This is a genomic window from Rothia santali, assembly GCF_024199905.1.
Lineage (GTDB): Bacteria > Actinomycetota > Actinomycetes > Actinomycetales > Micrococcaceae > Rothia > Rothia santali.
This window is the reverse complement of the sequence record NZ_JANAFB010000034.1, coordinates 18,354-32,713: the sequence shown is the minus strand read 5'-3', so window position 1 is coordinate 32,713 and position 14,360 is coordinate 18,354. Positions and strand designations below refer to the sequence as shown.

The 14,360-nt window shown below is 71.6% G+C and carries 10 protein-coding genes; 2 read left to right on the top strand and 8 right to left on the bottom strand.

Features of this window, described 5'->3' with window-relative positions:
- Window positions 1-77: 77 nt before the first annotated feature.
- The 8 genes from NBM05_RS12115 to NBM05_RS12080 all read right to left on the bottom strand — a co-directional run bounded on the left by NBM05_RS12115 (window position 78) and on the right by NBM05_RS12080 (window position 11,271).
- Complete coding sequence (locus NBM05_RS12115) at window positions 78-2,687, bottom strand: ATP-dependent Clp protease ATP-binding subunit (RefSeq protein WP_254167782.1); 2,610 nt, start codon at window positions 2,685-2,687, stop codon at window positions 78-80.
- Window positions 2,688-2,880: 193 nt separating this feature from the next.
- Window positions 2,881-3,234 carry a histone-like nucleoid-structuring protein Lsr2 gene (locus NBM05_RS12110; protein WP_254167780.1) on the bottom strand — a complete coding sequence of 118 codons (354 nt, stop codon included), beginning with the start codon at window positions 3,232-3,234 and terminating at the stop codon, window positions 2,881-2,883.
- Window positions 3,235-3,436: 202 nt separating this feature from the next.
- Entirely contained in the window at window positions 3,437-3,631 is a 195-nt protein-coding gene (locus NBM05_RS12105) for a hypothetical protein (RefSeq protein WP_254167778.1), read from the bottom strand.
- Between the two features lie 32 nt (window positions 3,632-3,663).
- The gene (lysS, locus tag NBM05_RS12100) at window positions 3,664-5,112 is read right to left on the bottom strand and encodes a lysine--tRNA ligase (protein ID WP_254167796.1); all 1,449 of its coding nucleotides are present in this window, start codon (window positions 5,110-5,112) and stop codon (window positions 3,664-3,666) included.
- A 96-nt stretch (window positions 5,113-5,208) separates the two neighbouring features.
- Window positions 5,209-6,357 (bottom strand): pantoate--beta-alanine ligase, encoded by a 1,149-nt coding sequence (gene panC / locus NBM05_RS12095; RefSeq protein ID WP_254167776.1) that lies wholly within the window; start codon window positions 6,355-6,357, stop codon window positions 5,209-5,211.
- Between the two features lie 59 nt (window positions 6,358-6,416).
- Window positions 6,417-8,075, bottom strand: a complete 1,659-nt coding sequence (locus NBM05_RS12090) for an amidohydrolase (RefSeq protein ID WP_254167768.1) — start codon at window positions 8,073-8,075, stop codon at window positions 6,417-6,419.
- A 65-nt stretch (window positions 8,076-8,140) separates the two neighbouring features.
- Window positions 8,141-9,031, bottom strand: a complete 891-nt coding sequence (locus tag NBM05_RS12085; RefSeq protein ID WP_254167766.1) for a PfkB family carbohydrate kinase — start codon at window positions 9,029-9,031, stop codon at window positions 8,141-8,143.
- Between the two features lie 203 nt (window positions 9,032-9,234).
- The gene (locus NBM05_RS12080) at window positions 9,235-11,271 is read right to left on the bottom strand and encodes a M13 family metallopeptidase (RefSeq protein ID WP_373689330.1); all 2,037 of its coding nucleotides are present in this window, start codon (window positions 11,269-11,271) and stop codon (window positions 9,235-9,237) included.
- A 246-nt stretch (window positions 11,272-11,517) separates the two neighbouring features.
- Here NBM05_RS12080 and NBM05_RS12075 point away from each other — a divergent pair, with 246 nt between their 5' ends.
- Window positions 11,518-12,921 carry an FAD-dependent oxidoreductase gene (locus tag NBM05_RS12075; protein WP_373689329.1) on the top strand — a complete coding sequence of 468 codons (1,404 nt, stop codon included), beginning with the start codon at window positions 11,518-11,520 and terminating at the stop codon, window positions 12,919-12,921.
- Window positions 12,922-13,147: 226 nt separating this feature from the next.
- On the top strand, window positions 13,148-14,173 hold the full coding sequence (locus NBM05_RS12070) for a universal stress protein (protein WP_254167764.1): 1,026 nt from the start codon (window positions 13,148-13,150) through the stop codon (window positions 14,171-14,173).
- Window positions 14,174-14,360 lie beyond the last annotated feature (187 nt).

Genomic DNA, 14,360 nt, shown 5'->3' with positions numbered 1-14,360 from the left:
CGCCCGGACACGCGAACGGCCCGGACCGCGCGAGTGCGCGATCCGGGCCGTTCGTCCGGGGGTGGTGCCGGCGTGCCCTAGGCCGTGGCCGACCCGGTGGTCCCGCCGGGGCCCTCGTCCGCGCGCGGCGGCTGGGTCGGGCGGGAGACCTGCTCGGCGTCCGAGAGCTCGTCGGCCTCGGACTCCTCGCCGTAGTCGAAGCCCTCGTCCGGCAGCTCGGACATCTTCTGGGAGGTGAAGACGAACCCGGCGTCCTCGCCCTCCCCGTCGACGTCGACGGTGATCTTCTCGCCGCCGTTGATCTCGCCGAAGAGGATCCGCTCGGAGAGCTGGTCCTCGATCTCCCGCTGCATCGTCCGGCGCAGCGGGCGGGCGCCCATCGCGGGGTCGTAGCCCTTCTTGCCGATCAGCTGCTTCGCGGCGTCGGTCAGCTCGATGGACATGTCCTGGTCGCGCAGGCGCTCGGCCAGGCGTGCCACGAACAGGTCCACGATCTGCACGATCTCCTTCTCCGAGAGCTGCGGGAAGACGATGATGTCGTCCACGCGGTTGAGGAACTCGGGGCGGAAGTGCTCCTTGAGCTCCTCCTGGACCCGCGCCTGCATGCGCTCGTAGTTGGTGGTCGGGTCGTCCGAGGACTGGAAGCCCACGGGGACCCGGCGGGAGATGTCCCGCGTGCCGAGGTTGGTGGTCATGATGATCACGGTGTTCTTGAAGTCCACCACGCGACCCTGGGAGTCGGTCAGGCGACCGTCCTCCAGGATCTGCAGCAGCGAGTTGAAGAGGTCCGAGTGGGCCTTCTCCACCTCGTCGAACAGGACCACCGAGAACGGCTTGCGGCGCACCTTCTCGGTGAGCTGGCCGCCCTCCTCGTACCCGACGTAGCCGGGAGGGGCGCCGAACAGCCGGGAGACGGTGTGCTTCTCCTGGTACTCGGACATGTCGAGGGTGATCAGCGCGTCGTCGTCCCCGAAGAGGAACTCCGCGAGGGCCTTGGCCAGCTCGGTCTTGCCGACGCCGGTGGGCCCGGCGAAGATGAACGATCCGCCGGGGCGGCGCGGGTCCTTCAGACCGGCGCGGGTGCGCCGGATGGAGCGGGACAGCGACTTGATGGCGTTGTCCTGGCCGATGACGCGCTTGTGCAGCTCCTCCTCCATGTTGAGCAGGCGGCCGGACTCCTCCTCGGAGAGCTTGTAGACCGGCACGCCCGTGGCGGCGGCGAGCACCTCGGCGATGACCTCGGCGTTGACCTCGCCCATCGCGGAGTCGGACTCCTTCCAGGCCTTCTCCTGCTCGTCGCGCTCCACGATGAGCTTCTGCTCCTTGTCGCGGAGGTTGGCGGCCTTCTCGAAGTCCTGGCCCTCGATCGCGGCCTCCTTCTGCCCGCGCAGCTTGGCGATCCGCTCCTCGAGGTTCTTGATCTCCGGCGGGGCGGTCAGGCGCTTGATGCGCAGGCGCGCGCCCGCCTCGTCGATCATGTCGATCGCCTTGTCCGGCAGGAACCGGTCGGAGATGTAGCGCGCGGACATGTGCACCGCGGCCTCGAGGGCCTCGTCGGTGATGGTCACGCGGTGGTGCGCCTCGTACTTATCGCGCAGCCCCTTGACGATCTCGATCGCGTGGGCCTGCGAGGGCTCGTCGACCTGGATCGGCTGGAAGCGGCGCTCCAGGGCGGCGTCCTTCTCGATGTGCTTGCGGTACTCGTCGAGCGTGGTCGCGCCGATGGTCTGCAGCTCGCCGCGGGCCAGCATGGGCTTGAGGATCGACGCGGCGTCGATCGCGCCCTCGGCGGCGCCCGCGCCCACCAGCGTATGGATCTCGTCGATGAACAGGATGATGTCCCCGCGGGTGCGGATCTCCTTGAGCACCTTCTTGAGGCGCTCCTCGAAGTCGCCGCGGTACCGGGAGCCGGCGACCAGCGAGCCGAGGTCCAGCGTGTAGAGGTGCTTGTCCTTCAGCGTCTCCGGGACGTCCCCGCGGACGATGGACTGCGCCAGGCCCTCGACGACGGCCGTCTTGCCGACGCCGGGCTCGCCGATCAGCACCGGGTTGTTCTTGGTGCGCCGGGAGAGGACCTGCATGACGCGCTCCATCTCCTTGAAGCGCCCGATGACCGGGTCCAGCTTGCCCTCGCGGGCGGCGGCGGTCAGGTTGGTGCCGAACTGGTCAAGCACGGTGGACCCTGAGGGGGTGCCCTCCTTGCCGCCCCCGCCGACGCCGGCGGTCTCCTTGCCCTCGCCGCTGTTGCCCTGGTAGCCGGAGATCATGTCGATGACCGTCTGGCGCACCCGGGAGGGCTCCGCACCGAGCTTGGACAGGACCTGGGAGGCCACGCCCTCGCCCGCGCGGATGAGGCCGAGCAGGATGTGCTCGGTGCCGATGTAGTTGTGGCCCAGCTGCAGCGCCTCGCGCAGGGACAGCTCGAGCACCTTCTTGGCGCGCGGGGTGAAGGGAATGTGGCCGCTCGGCGCCTGCTGGCCCGGGCCGATGATGTCCTGGACCTGCTCGCGGACGGCCGAGAGGGTCACCCCCATGGACTCCAGGGCCTTCGCGGCGATGCCCTCGCCCTCGTGGATGAGGCCCAGCAGGAGGTGCTCGGTTCCGATGTAATTGTGGTTCAGCATGCGGGCTTCTTCTTGAGCCAGCACCACGACGCGCCGTGCGCGATCCGTAAACCGTTCAAACATAGCTAACTCCTTGTACGTGTCTACGTCGATGCTACGCAGGCACAATGACCCGTACAGAAGTGTTCGCCACCGGCGAGACGGAATAAGGCCCAGGGCGGAAATGCCGTGGCATTTTCCGCCCTGGGCTTCATAGCGGCGGGCAATGGCCGCGGCCCCTTGGACCCCCCGGCGGGGGGCGGCCGCCCGCGACGCGCTAGGAGGCCTTCTTCTGGGCCTTGTAGTAGGCGTCCTGGACTTCCTGGTGGATGCGCCCGCGGTCGGAGACGTTGTATCCGTTCTCCTTGGCCCACTGGCGAATCATCGCGGTCTCGGGATTACGCGCCTGACCGGAGGTCGAGGCCGCCTTTCCGGAACCGCTGCGAGCGGAACGGGTCTGCACGCGGCGCGCTTTAGCGGCATAGGGGCGAATAGCGTCGCGAAGCTTAGCCGCGTTGTCCGACGAGAGGTCGATTTCGAACTGCCCGCCGTCGAGGCCGAAGCGCACGGTCTCGTCGGCCACGCCCCCCTCGAGGTCGTCCTCCAGGATGATCTTGACCTTCTGAGCCATCTGCTCTCCTCAAAAACTGTGTAGACGAATCCCTTATTCGGGAGGGCCGGACCGCCGGACACAATCCCCGTCCGGCTCATACTCGGCACACTCGACGTGCTTATCGAACGACCCGAAACACACAGTATCAATAGAAACGCAGAAAGGACAGCCTTCCGCCGCGAATTGTCATTAGATTCTCGCTGGGAATTCGCCGAACCGGCTATTGGTTCGATTTACCAAAGTGTTCCCGGTCGTCGTGCCGGGATTTGATCTTTTCATACCAATTCGAGGCGTCCTCCTCGGCATTGGCCCGGGCACGCCGCTCGGCGCCGTCGGCGCGGAAGATCCAGCGCATGACGAAGTAGAAGATGACTCCGATCCCGATCGACGGGATCAGGACGGCCAGGTACTCCACGATTGCTCCTTAGCGATGCTGCCGCTCGCCGCTCATTCGGGCTTCATGAGCGGGAACAGAATGGTCTCACGGATCCCGAGCCCGGTGAAGAGCATGATCAGCCGATCGATGCCCAGGCCCAGCCCGCCCATGGGGGGCGCTGCGTGCTCGAGGGCGCGCAGGAACTCCTCGTCCAGCTGCATGGCCTCGACGTCGCCGCCGGCCGCCAGCTGGGACTGGGCCATCAGGCGCTCGCGCTGGATCACCGGGTCGATCAGCTCGGAGAACGCCGTGCCGCGCTCCATGCCGCCGATGATGAGGTCCCACGCCTCGATCACGCCGGGCTCGGATCGGTGCGGCCTGGCCAGCGGCTGGGCCGAGGGCGGGTAGTCGCACACGAAGGTGGGGTCGATCAGGGTCGGCTCGACGATCTCGCCGAACAGCTCGACCACCAGCTTCTCCGCATCCCAGGCCGGGTTCACGACGACGTCGTGCTCGGCCGCGATCGCCCGCAGCTCCTCCGCCGTCGTCTCGGGCGTGACCTCGCGGCCCACGGCCTCGGACAGCCCCGGGTAGACGCCCAGCCAGCGCCACTCGCCCGTGAGGTCGATGGTGCCGTCCTCGGTCTCGATCCGGTGCATCCCCACGGCGTCGGCGCAGGCCATGATGATGTCCTGGATGCGCCGGGCCATGCTGAACTGGTCGCCGTAGGCCTCGTAGGCCTCGAGCGTGGTGAACTCGGGGCTGTGGGTCGAGTCGACGCCCTCGTTGCGGAAGACCCGGCCGATCTCGAAGACGCGGTCGATCCCGCCGACCACGGCCCGCTTGAGGTACAGCTCAGTCGCGATCCGCAGGGTCATGTCCTGGTCGAAGGCGTTGAGGTGGGTCTCGAAGGGGCGTGCGGCCGCCCCGCCGTGGATCAGCTGCAGGATCGGCGTCTCGATCTCGACGTAGCCCTGCTCGACCAGCGTCTGCCGCACCGTCTGGATGATCCGGGCGCGCCGGTGGACGACCTCGCGGGCCTCGTCCCGGACCATCAGGTCCAGGTAGCGCTGGCGGACGCGGGTCTCCTCGTTGAGGTCGTGGTGCAGGGTCGGCAGGGGGCGCAGCGACTTCGAGGCCATGGCCCACTCCTCGGCCATGACCGAGAGCTCGCCGCGGCGGGAGCTGATCACCTCGCCGCGCACGAAGACGTGGTCGCCCAGGTCCACCAGGGCCTTCCAGTCGTCGAGCGCCTCCTGGCCCACCTTGGCCAGGGAGATCATCGCCTGCAGGCGGGTGCCGTCCCCGGACTGCAGCGTCGCGAAGCACAGCTTGCCGGTGTTGCGGACGAAGACCACGCGGCCGGCCACGCCGACGACGTCGCCCGTGGCCTCGTCCGCCTCCAGGCCCTCGTACTGCTCCCGGACGCTCGGGATGGTGCGCGTCACCGGGACGCCGACCGGGTACGCCTCGCGACCCGACTCGAGCAGCTTGCCGCGCTTCTCCAGGCGGATCCGCATCTGCTCGCTCGCCTCCGCCCTGCGGTCGGCGGCGGTCACGGTCTGGGCGGGGTCTGGTGTAGTCACGGGGTACAGCCTATCGCGGGTCTGAGGGGGCTAGAGGACGTCCATGTTGTCGATGAGCCGGGTTCCGCCCACGCGGATCGCGGCCATCGCCATGGCCCGGGTCGAGGCCTCGGTGGGGGCGTCGAAGGTCGAGGGGTCCACGATCTCGAGGTAGTCGAGCTCGACGCCGTCGCGCTCCTCGATCCGCGAGCGCGCCGACTCCAGGTCGATCCCCGCGTACCCGCGGGAGAGCCCCTCCTCGCGCAGCAGGGCCAGGGTGCGGGAGAGCACCAGGGCCGCCCGGCGGGACTCCTCGTCGAGGTAGGTGTTGCGGGAGGACATCGCGAGCCCGCCCTCCTCGCGGACGATCGCCACGGGGACGATCGTCACGGGGACGTTGAGGTCGGCGACCAGGCGCTGGACGATCGCGACCTGCTGCGCGTCCTTCTGACCGAAGTAGGCGCGCACGCGGTGCGGCCCGGCGGCGGCCACGAAGAGGTTGAACAGCTTGGCGACCACGGTCAGCACGCCGTCGAAGTGACCGGGGCGGGAGGCGCCCTCGAAGCGCGTGCCGAGCTCCCCCGAGCTCAGGCTCACCAGCGGCCTCCCTCCGGGGTACATGGTCTCCCGCTCGGGGACGAAGGCGAGGTCCACGCCGAGGTCCCGCAGCATCTGCAGGTCGGCCTCGAGGGGGCGGGGGTAGCTCTCGTAGTCCTCGCCGGGGCCGAACTGGAGGGGGTTGACGAAGATCGAGACGGCGACGACGTCGTTCTGCTCCAGCGCCCGGCGGATCAGGGTCGCGTGCCCCTCGTGGAGGGCGCCCATCGTGGGGATCAGCCCCACGGTCACCGGCGCCGGCTCGGCCGCTCCCGCCTCGCCGCCGGCCGCGGCGGCCCCGCCGGTCTCCCGGACGTGCCGGGTCGCCTCGGCGACCGCGATCAGCCCGGAGCCGCACTGGGCGTCGACGCCCCAGCCCGCGCAGGACTCCCCGAACCCGGCGCCGAGCGCGGCGATCCGGCCGAGGTTGCCTCCGGGGCCGGTGCAGTTGCCCAGCACGACGGCGTCGGGCCTCCTCCCGCCGGCCGCGGCCACCGCCGCGAGGGCGTGGGCGGCCAGCTCGTCCACGGTCGTCCCGGCGAATCCGCGCGACCGCGAGACGACGGGGGTGCGCAGCGCGCCGACGATCGCGACGTCGTCCATGGTTCCTCCTCCGCGCCTCGCGGCGCCTTCCGCCCGCATCATGGCGCCTTCCGCTCGCATCACGGCGCCCCCGCGGCCGACGGCGCCGCCTCCAGGCGCGCCCACTCGGCCGCGCCCAGGCGCCTCACCTTACCGCCTCCGGTGCGGGGCAGGTGCCGCACCAGGCGCCAGCGGCGCGGGACCTGGCCCGAGGTCAGCAGCGGCTCGGCCAGCTGCCCCGGCGCGAGCGTCCCCACCTCGTGCTCCCGCCCTACCGCGTAGGCCGAGCCGTAGGTGTAGGCCCGCAGCGCCTGCTCCACGGTGACCCGCTCCTCCGGGAAGAACTCCGCCCCCGATGAGGTGCGCCGGTTGACCATCGCGTCGATCGAGGCGATCGGGTCGGCGTCGCAGATGGGGGAGTCGCTCGAGCCCGGCACCGTCATCCCCACGTCGAGGAGGGAGCGCAGCCGGTAGGTCCCGCGCGCCCGGTCCGGGCCGATGGCCTCCAGCACGCCGTCGCCGAACTCGGTCACGAACGGCCCCTGGGGCACCGGGACCACCCCGAGTGCGGCGCAGCGGCGGACCTGCTCGTCGCTCGCCATCGAGAAGTGCTCGATCCGGTGGCGCGCGGGCCGGGGCTCGACGCGCTGGGCGGCCTCGACGGCGTCGAGCGCGTGGTCGATCGCCCGGTCGCCGATCGCGTGGGTCGCCACGGCCCAGCCCGCCCGGTGGAAGGACAGCACCAGCTCGGACAGCTCCTCCGGGTCCACGACCATCAGCCCGCGGTTGTCCGCCTCGCCGCAGAAGCACCGGTGCACCGCGGCTGAGCGGCCGATCAGCGAGCCGTCCGAGATGATCTTGACCGGTCCGAGCCGCAGCCGCTCGTCGCCGAACCCGGTGCGCATGCCCAGGTCCAGCGTCCGCCACCCCTCCGCGCCGAGCTCCAGGCCGTGGAGGAGGTGGTGGAACGGCATCACGGTCATGCGCGGTCGCAGCGTGCCCGCCTCGATCGCGGTCTGGTAGGCGCCCAGGCTCGGGTCGTTGGCGCCCATCATCCCGCCGACGATGACGCCGGGCTCGGTCAGGCTCGTCAGCCCGTAGTCGAGCGCCTGGTCCGAGGCCAGCCGCAGGAGCTGCTGCGTGCGCTCCTGGCTGTCCCGGGCCGACTCGCGCCGCACCGGCGTCCCCGCGTTCTCCTGCAGCAGCCCGACGGCGCGCCCCGACTTCTCGCGCTCCACCCGGCCCCCGGGGACGTCCGGGTACCCGTCCCGGCCCGGGTACCCGGCGAGCTCGAAGGCGCGGGTGCTCGCGACCAGCATGTGGTGGGAGACGTGCTCGACGACGGCCGGCCGCCCGCCCACCGCGGCGTCGATCCCCTCCGCGGTGGGGTGCGCCCCGAGCCGGTTCTGGTCGTAGCCGCCGGCGCGGACCCACGCGTCGCGCGGCAGCTCGGCGGCCCGGCGGGCCAGGGCCGCGTAGAGCCCCTCGAGCGTGGTGACCCGGGGATGGCGCAGGTCGACCTGGGAGAGGTGGTCACCGGTCCCGAGGGTGTGGTGGTGGGCGTCGTGGAAGCCCGGCACCGCGCGGGCCCCGCCGAGGTCGTACTCGACCTCGGGCTCGAGCCCGGAGAGCTCGTCCACCGCGAGGATCCGCCCCCGATGCACCGCGAGCGCGTGTGCCTCGGGTCGGGCGGGGTCGCCGGTCCAGAAGCGGCCGCGCCAGATCGCGTCGATTCTCATGCCTGCTCGCTCTCTCCGGGGCGTCGCCCGGGGTCGGTGGTCGTGGGTTCCTCCCGGGCGCGTGCTCAGACGCCGTCCAGGCTGAAGGCGGTGTACGACGCCGCCGCCCCGGTCCGGCCGAGGACCCGGGCGGCCTCCCGCCCGGCGACGCGCACGCACGCCACGAGGTCGTCGAGGCCCGGGACCGCGCCGTCGGGAAGGCCCCGCACGGCGAGCCGGCGGGCCAGGGCCGCGGCGAGGACGCCGACGAAGGCGTCGCCGGCCCCTGCGGGGTCGAGGACCTCGGCCACCCGGGTCGCCGGGACGTCCACGACGTCGTGCCGCCCGCGCGCCGCCACGACCGATCCGCGGGCGCCGAGGGTCACCACCACGGTCGGGACGAGCGCGGTGAGGGCCGCGGCGCGGCGGCGGTGCGCGGCGAGCGGGCCGGCGTCGTCGGCCCCCGCGCCCCTGCCGCCCTCCGGCAGGTGCCGCTCCAGCACGGCCGCGGCCTCGGCGGCGTCGAGGACCAGGACGTCGACCGCCCGCAGCGCCCTGGCCGAGACGTGCACCGCGGGGGAGAGGTGCAGCACCATCCGGATCCGCGCCCGGGCGGCCGCCTTGATGGTCGCCTCGACCGTCTCCACCGGGATCTCGCCCTGGGCCACGACCACGCGGGCGCCGTCGAAGCCGGCGGCCGCGGCGGCGGCCACCATGTCGCGGTTCAGCGAGAGGTTCGCGGCGGGCACGATCGAGGCCGAGCTCCCCTCGGCACCGACCGTGATGTGGGCCGAGCCCGAGTCCACGCCGGGCACCGCGGAGAGCCGGGAGACGCCGACACCGCGCTCGGCCAGCGAGTCCCGCAGGGACGCCCCGGCGGAGTCGTCGCCGACGCAGCCCACGAGCTCCGTGGGCGTCCCGGTCAGCGCGGCGGCGATGGCCTGGTTGGCACCCCTGCCGCCCACCCCGTAGGACACCGAGGCGCCCGCGGCCGCCCCGCCCGGCGCCGGGGCCGCCGCGCCGCGACCGTGACCTCGCGGCGCACGGACCCGACGACGCAGACCCGCCGGCGGCCGGCCCGCGGCCATCGCCCGGCTCGCGGCCGTCGCCCGGCTCGCGGCCGTCGCCCGGCTCGCGGCCGTCAGCCGGCCCGGCCTCGCTCACCGGCCCGCCCCCGGGCTCACCAGATGCTCACCCGCTCCTCGGGCGCGAGCCACAGCTCGTGGTCCGGGCCGACGTCGAAGGCCTCGTAGAACTCGTCCACGTTCCGCACGATCCCGTTGCACCGGAACTCGGCGGGGGAGTGCGGGTCCATCGAGAGGTACAGTTTGGCCATCTGCGGCCGGGCCTTGGAGCGCCAGATCTGCGCGTAGCTCATCAGCAGCCGCCGCAGCGCCCCGACGCCGCCCGCCGAGGGCGCCGTCTCCAGGGTCAGGCCCTGCTTCTCGAGCGCCTTGCGGTAGGCCTTGAGCGTGATCGACAGCCCGCCGAGGTCGCCGATGTTCTCGCCCAGGGTCAGCTCGCCGTTGACCCGGTCCTGCTCGGGGTCCAGGCCCTCGGGCGTGTAGCGCGCGTACTGGGCCACCAGGGCCCCGGTGCGCTGCTCGAACTCGGCGAGGTCCTCGGCGGTCCACCAGTCGTCGAGGTTGCCCGCGCCGTCGTACTTGGCGCCCTGGTCGTCGAAGCCGTGGCCGATCTCGTGGCCGATCACCGCGCCGATCCCGCCGTAGTTCACGGCGTCGTCGGCGTCCATGTCGAAGAAGGGCGGCTGGAGGATCGCGGCGGGGAACGCGATCTCGTTCATCACCGGGTTGTAGTAGGCGTTGACCGTCTGCGGGGTCATGTGCCACTCGTCCCGGTCGATCGGCTGGCCGAGCTTGCCCAGCTCGTAGTCGTGCTCGAAGCGGTTGCCGGCCCGGACGTTTTCGACCAGGTCCGCGCCGATCGCCAGCTCCGAGTAGTCCCGCCACCTCTCCGGGTAGCCGATCTTGGGGGTGAAGGCGGCGAGCTTCTCCAGCGCGCGCTCGCGGGTCTCCGGGGTCATCCACTCGAGCCCGGAGATCGACTCCCGGTAGGCCTCGATGAGGTTGTCCACCAGCTCGAGCATCCGCTCCTTGTGCTCCGGCGGGAAGTGCCGGGAGACGTACTCGCGGCCCACCTCCTCGCCCAGCAGCCCCTCGACCAGCCCGACGCCGCGCTTCCACCGGTCGCGCATCTCCTCGGTCCCGGTGAGCGTCTTGGAGTAGAACTCGAAGTTCTCGCGCACGACGGCGTCGGGCAGGAACGGCGCGCGGGCGTGGGCGACGTGCCACGCGGCCCAGAGCCGCCAGCGCTCGAGCGGCTCGGTGGCCCACAGCCCGGCGAAGGACTCGAGGTAGGAGGGCTGGGAGACGATGGTCTTGGCGAAGGACCCCTCGGTCCCGCCGAGCGCCTCGATCCAGCGCCGCCACGGGAAGCCGGGGAAGGCCTCCTCCATCTCGGCGGGCGTGTACGGGTTGTAGCGCTTGTTCGCGTCCCGGCAGGTCACCTTGTCCCAGTGGTGGGAGGCGATCTTGGTCTCGAGGTCGAAGACCGCGCGGGAGGCCGACTCCGGGTCGGAGCCCAGGCGCTCGGCGGCCCCGGTCAGCTCGAACATCCGGGCGATGTGCTCCCGGTAGGCCTCCCGGATCTCGGCGTACTTGGGCTCGCGGAAGTACTCCTCGTCCGGCAGGCCGATGCCCGACTGGACCAGGTAGGGCACGTACTCCGTGGCGTTCTTGGCGTCGTTGTTGACGTACACGCCCACGGGGCCGCCGACGCCGCTCGCGTCCAGGGCGGCCAGGGCCAGCACCAGCGCGTCGGAGTCCCCGGCGCGCTCGAGCAGCTCGAGGTCCCGCTCCAGCGGCGCGGTGCCGGCGGCCTCGACCGCCGCCTCGTCCATGAAGGAGTTGAACAGCGCGCCGATCTTCGAGTCGGGGTCGGCGCTGCCGGCGTCGGCGATGATGTCCCTGACCTGCTCCTCGGAGAGGTCGCGCAGCTGGTGGAAGGCGCCGTCGATGCCGCGGTCGGCGGGGATCTCGTGGGCGGCGATCCAGGCGCCGTTGACGTAGCGGTAGAAGTCGTCGCCGGGGCTGACGGAGGTGTCCATGGCGGAGGCGTCCAGGCCGGTGGCCCCGGACGCCTCGCGGTCGGTCGGCTCGGGGGCGTCGTTCCGGGGTGCTGGGGTGCTAGCAGTCATGGCACCACGATAGTGGCTGGCGCCACGTGCCGGGCCGTCCGGCGGGGTCGTTCGCGCGGAGCGAGGGCCCATTTTCGCCCACAGCGCCATCGGAGTCGAGGGTCCGGTCCCGGCGCGGGACGTGTGACGATCCCTGAAGAATTACTAAGGTCACCCTGACCGATCCGCGTCACGCGAGTAGAATTGCTGGCAGTGTCCACGGACCGTCTTCCCGCCCCGGGGAGTCAACGGAAAGGAAATATCGTCGTGTCAACAGCCTCCGACCGCCCGCTGCGCGTGGCCGTCATCGGCTCCGGGCCCGCCGGCGTCTACGCCGCCGACCTGCTGAGCCGCTCCGATGCCGTCGCGGAGGGCGAGGTGGACGTCAGCATCGACATCTACGACCGCTACCCGGCCCCGTTCGGCCTCATCCGCTACGGAGTGGCCCCGGACCACCCCCGCATCAAGGGCATCGTCACCTCGCTCCACAAGATCATGGAGAGCGAGAAGATCCGCTTCTTCGGCAACGTGGAGTACGGCACCGACGTCCAGCTCGAGGACCTGCGCGCCCACTACGACGCCGTCATCTTCGCGACCGGCGCCGTCTACGACGCCTCGCTGCACATCCCGGGCATCGACCTCGAGGGCTCCTACGGCGCCGCCGACTTCGTCGCCTGGTACGACGGCCACCCGGACGTCTCCCGCGAGTGGCCGCTCGAGGCCCGCGAGGTCGCGGTGCTGGGCAACGGCAACGTGGCGCTCGACGTCGCGCGCGTGCTGTCCAAGCACGCCGAGGACATGCTCGTCACCGAGATCCCGAACAACGTCTACGAGGGCCTCAAGAAGTCCCCGGTCACCGACGTCCACATCTTCGGCCGCCGCGGCCCGGCGCAGATGAAGTTCACCCCGCTGGAGCTGCGCGAGCTCGCGAAGTCCCGCGACGTCGACATCGTGCTCTACGACGAGGACTTCGAGTTCGACGAGGCCTCCGAGGCCGCGATCGAGTCGAATAACCAGATCAAGGCCATGGTCAAGACGCTGAACAAGTGGCGCGAGGAGCAGCGGGAGAACCCGGGCACCGCGTCCCGGCGCCTGCACCTGCACTTCATGCAGTCCCCGGCCGAGGTCGTGGGCGACGCGGACGGCCGCGTGGCCGCGATCCGCATGCAGCGCAACGAGCTCGACGGCGCGGGCGGCATTCGCCCGACCACCGAGATCCAGGAGTACCCGGTCCAGGCCGTGTACCGCGCGATCGGCTACTTCGGCTCCGAGCTGCCCGACGTCGGCTTCGACGCCCGCCGCGGCGTCATCACCAACGTCGAGGGCCGCGTGGTCGACGAGGTCGAGAACACCGTCCCGGGCCTGTACGCGACCGGGTGGATCAAGCGCGGGCCCGTGGGCCTGATCGGCTCCACCAAGTCCGACGCGCTGGAGACCATCACCCACGTGCTCGAGGACCGCGACTTCACGGCCGAGCGGCCCGAGGTCGGCCAGGTCGAGGACCTGCTGCACGAGCGCGGCGTCGAGTTCACCACCTGGTCGGGCTGGCGCAGCCTGGACGAGCACGAGCAGTCGCTGGGCGCCGAGCTCCAGGACGCACAGGGCAACCCCCGCAAGCGCGTCAAGGTGGTCCCTCGCGAGGACATGGTGCACATCTCCCGCAAGCGCTGACGCACCGGGTCCGATCCTCCGGGCCCCGCCGTCGCGAGCGACCACGACGCCCGCGGTCCCCTCCACGGTCCCTCCTCGCGGAGGGGCGCGGGAGCGGGGCCGCGGGCGTCGTCATGTCCGGGGGTGCGGGAGCGGGGCCGCGGGCGTCGTCGTGTCCGGGGGTGCAAAGAGTGTCGTTGGTCATAAAATGGAGGCGAATGGTTCAGTCTCACGAGGAGGGGCAGACATGACCGACGAGACGACCGACAGGTCCGCCGAGAGCTTCGGGGCCCGTGCCGTGGCGGCCCGGGGCACGATGCCCGACCCGGAGACCACGGGCGGCGAGATCATCGTCGGCATCGACGGCTCCGAGCAGAGCTACGGGGCGCTGAGCTGGGCGGTGGCGGAGGCCAAGCGCCGCCGCGCCGCCATCCGCCTCGTCACGGCCTACTCCCTGCCGGTCTTCACCGGCACGGGGTTCGACTCCGGCTACTCGGTGATCGACGAGCAGTCGCTGGCCGACGGCGTCGCGCAGATCCTGGACGAGGCCTACGACCGCGTCCACGCCGAGGGCGTGGAGCTGCGCGCGACGGTCGAGACGGGGGACGCCTCCTCGATCCTGGTCCGGCTCTCCGAGCAGGCCGGGCTCATGGTGGTGGGCTCCCGCAGCTCCCGCGGCTTCGTGGGGCGGCTGCTGGGGACCGTGTCCACCTCGCTGCCGGCGCACTCGAAGTGCCCGGTCGTCGTCGTGCCGCTGGCCTGGGCCAAGCACCACGCCGACGACGCCGCGACCCTCGTCCCCTCGCACGGCGTCGCGGTGGGCTCGGACGGCTCCCACCAGGCCCGCATCGCGATCGTGAAGGCCGCGGAGGAGGCGCAGCGGATGGGCGTGGGGCTCAAGCTCGTGAACGCCCTGGCGCCCTACACCGGGGCGCTGACCTGGGTGCCCGCCGCGGTGGACTTCGAGGCGATGCACCGGGAGATCGACGAGCTGCAGAACCGCGCCATCCGCTGGATCAAGGGGCACTTCCCGGACCTGGAGGTGACCGCCGAGCGGATCGACGGCTCGCCGGTCCAGGTGCTGCTCGAGGCCGGCGAGGACGCCGACCTCGTGGTCGTGGGAACCCGCGGCCGGGGCGGGCTGCGAGGGATGCTCCTGGGGTCCATCTCCCAGGGCGTCCTCCACAGCTCGCAGAACCCGGTGATGATCGTCCCGGACGTGGACGACCCCCGGACCGAGGACGCTCCCGAGGTGGGGGTCGCCTGGGGGTGAGGTGATCTTCATCCCATCTCGCGCTGCGTCTCGGGCCTGCGGGGCGCGGCGTCGGTGTGATCTTCGCCGCAGTTCGCACCCGTGTGGGGATCGTGCCGGAGCGTCGTCGTCGCCCCGGGTGCGGTCGACGTCCTCCTCGAGGTGTGATCGGCATCTCGCGCCGAAGCGGTTCGCGCCCTCCCGGAGG

What these genes read in the sequence shown, in the direction of transcription:
- NBM05_RS12115 (WP_254167782.1), bottom strand. Translation starts at nt 2,687, where the DNA reads ATGTTTGAACGGTTTACGGATCGCGCACGGCGCGTCGTGGTGCTGGCT.
- NBM05_RS12110 (WP_254167780.1), bottom strand. Translation starts at nt 3,234, where the DNA reads ATGGCTCAGAAGGTCAAGATCATCCTGGAGGACGACCTCGAGGGGGGC.
- lysS (WP_254167796.1), bottom strand. Translation starts at nt 5,112, where the DNA reads ATGCGGATCCGCCTGGAGAAGCGCGGCAAGCTGCTCGAGTCGGGTCGC.
- panC (WP_254167776.1), bottom strand. Translation starts at nt 6,357, where the DNA reads ATGGACGACGTCGCGATCGTCGGCGCGCTGCGCACCCCCGTCGTCTCG.
- NBM05_RS12090 (WP_254167768.1), bottom strand. Translation starts at nt 8,075, where the DNA reads ATGAGAATCGACGCGATCTGGCGCGGCCGCTTCTGGACCGGCGACCCC.
- NBM05_RS12080 (WP_373689330.1), bottom strand. Translation starts at nt 11,271, where the DNA reads ATGACTGCTAGCACCCCAGCACCCCGGAACGACGCCCCCGAGCCGACC.
- NBM05_RS12070 (WP_254167764.1), top strand. Translation starts at nt 13,148, where the DNA reads ATGACCGACGAGACGACCGACAGGTCCGCCGAGAGCTTCGGGGCCCGT.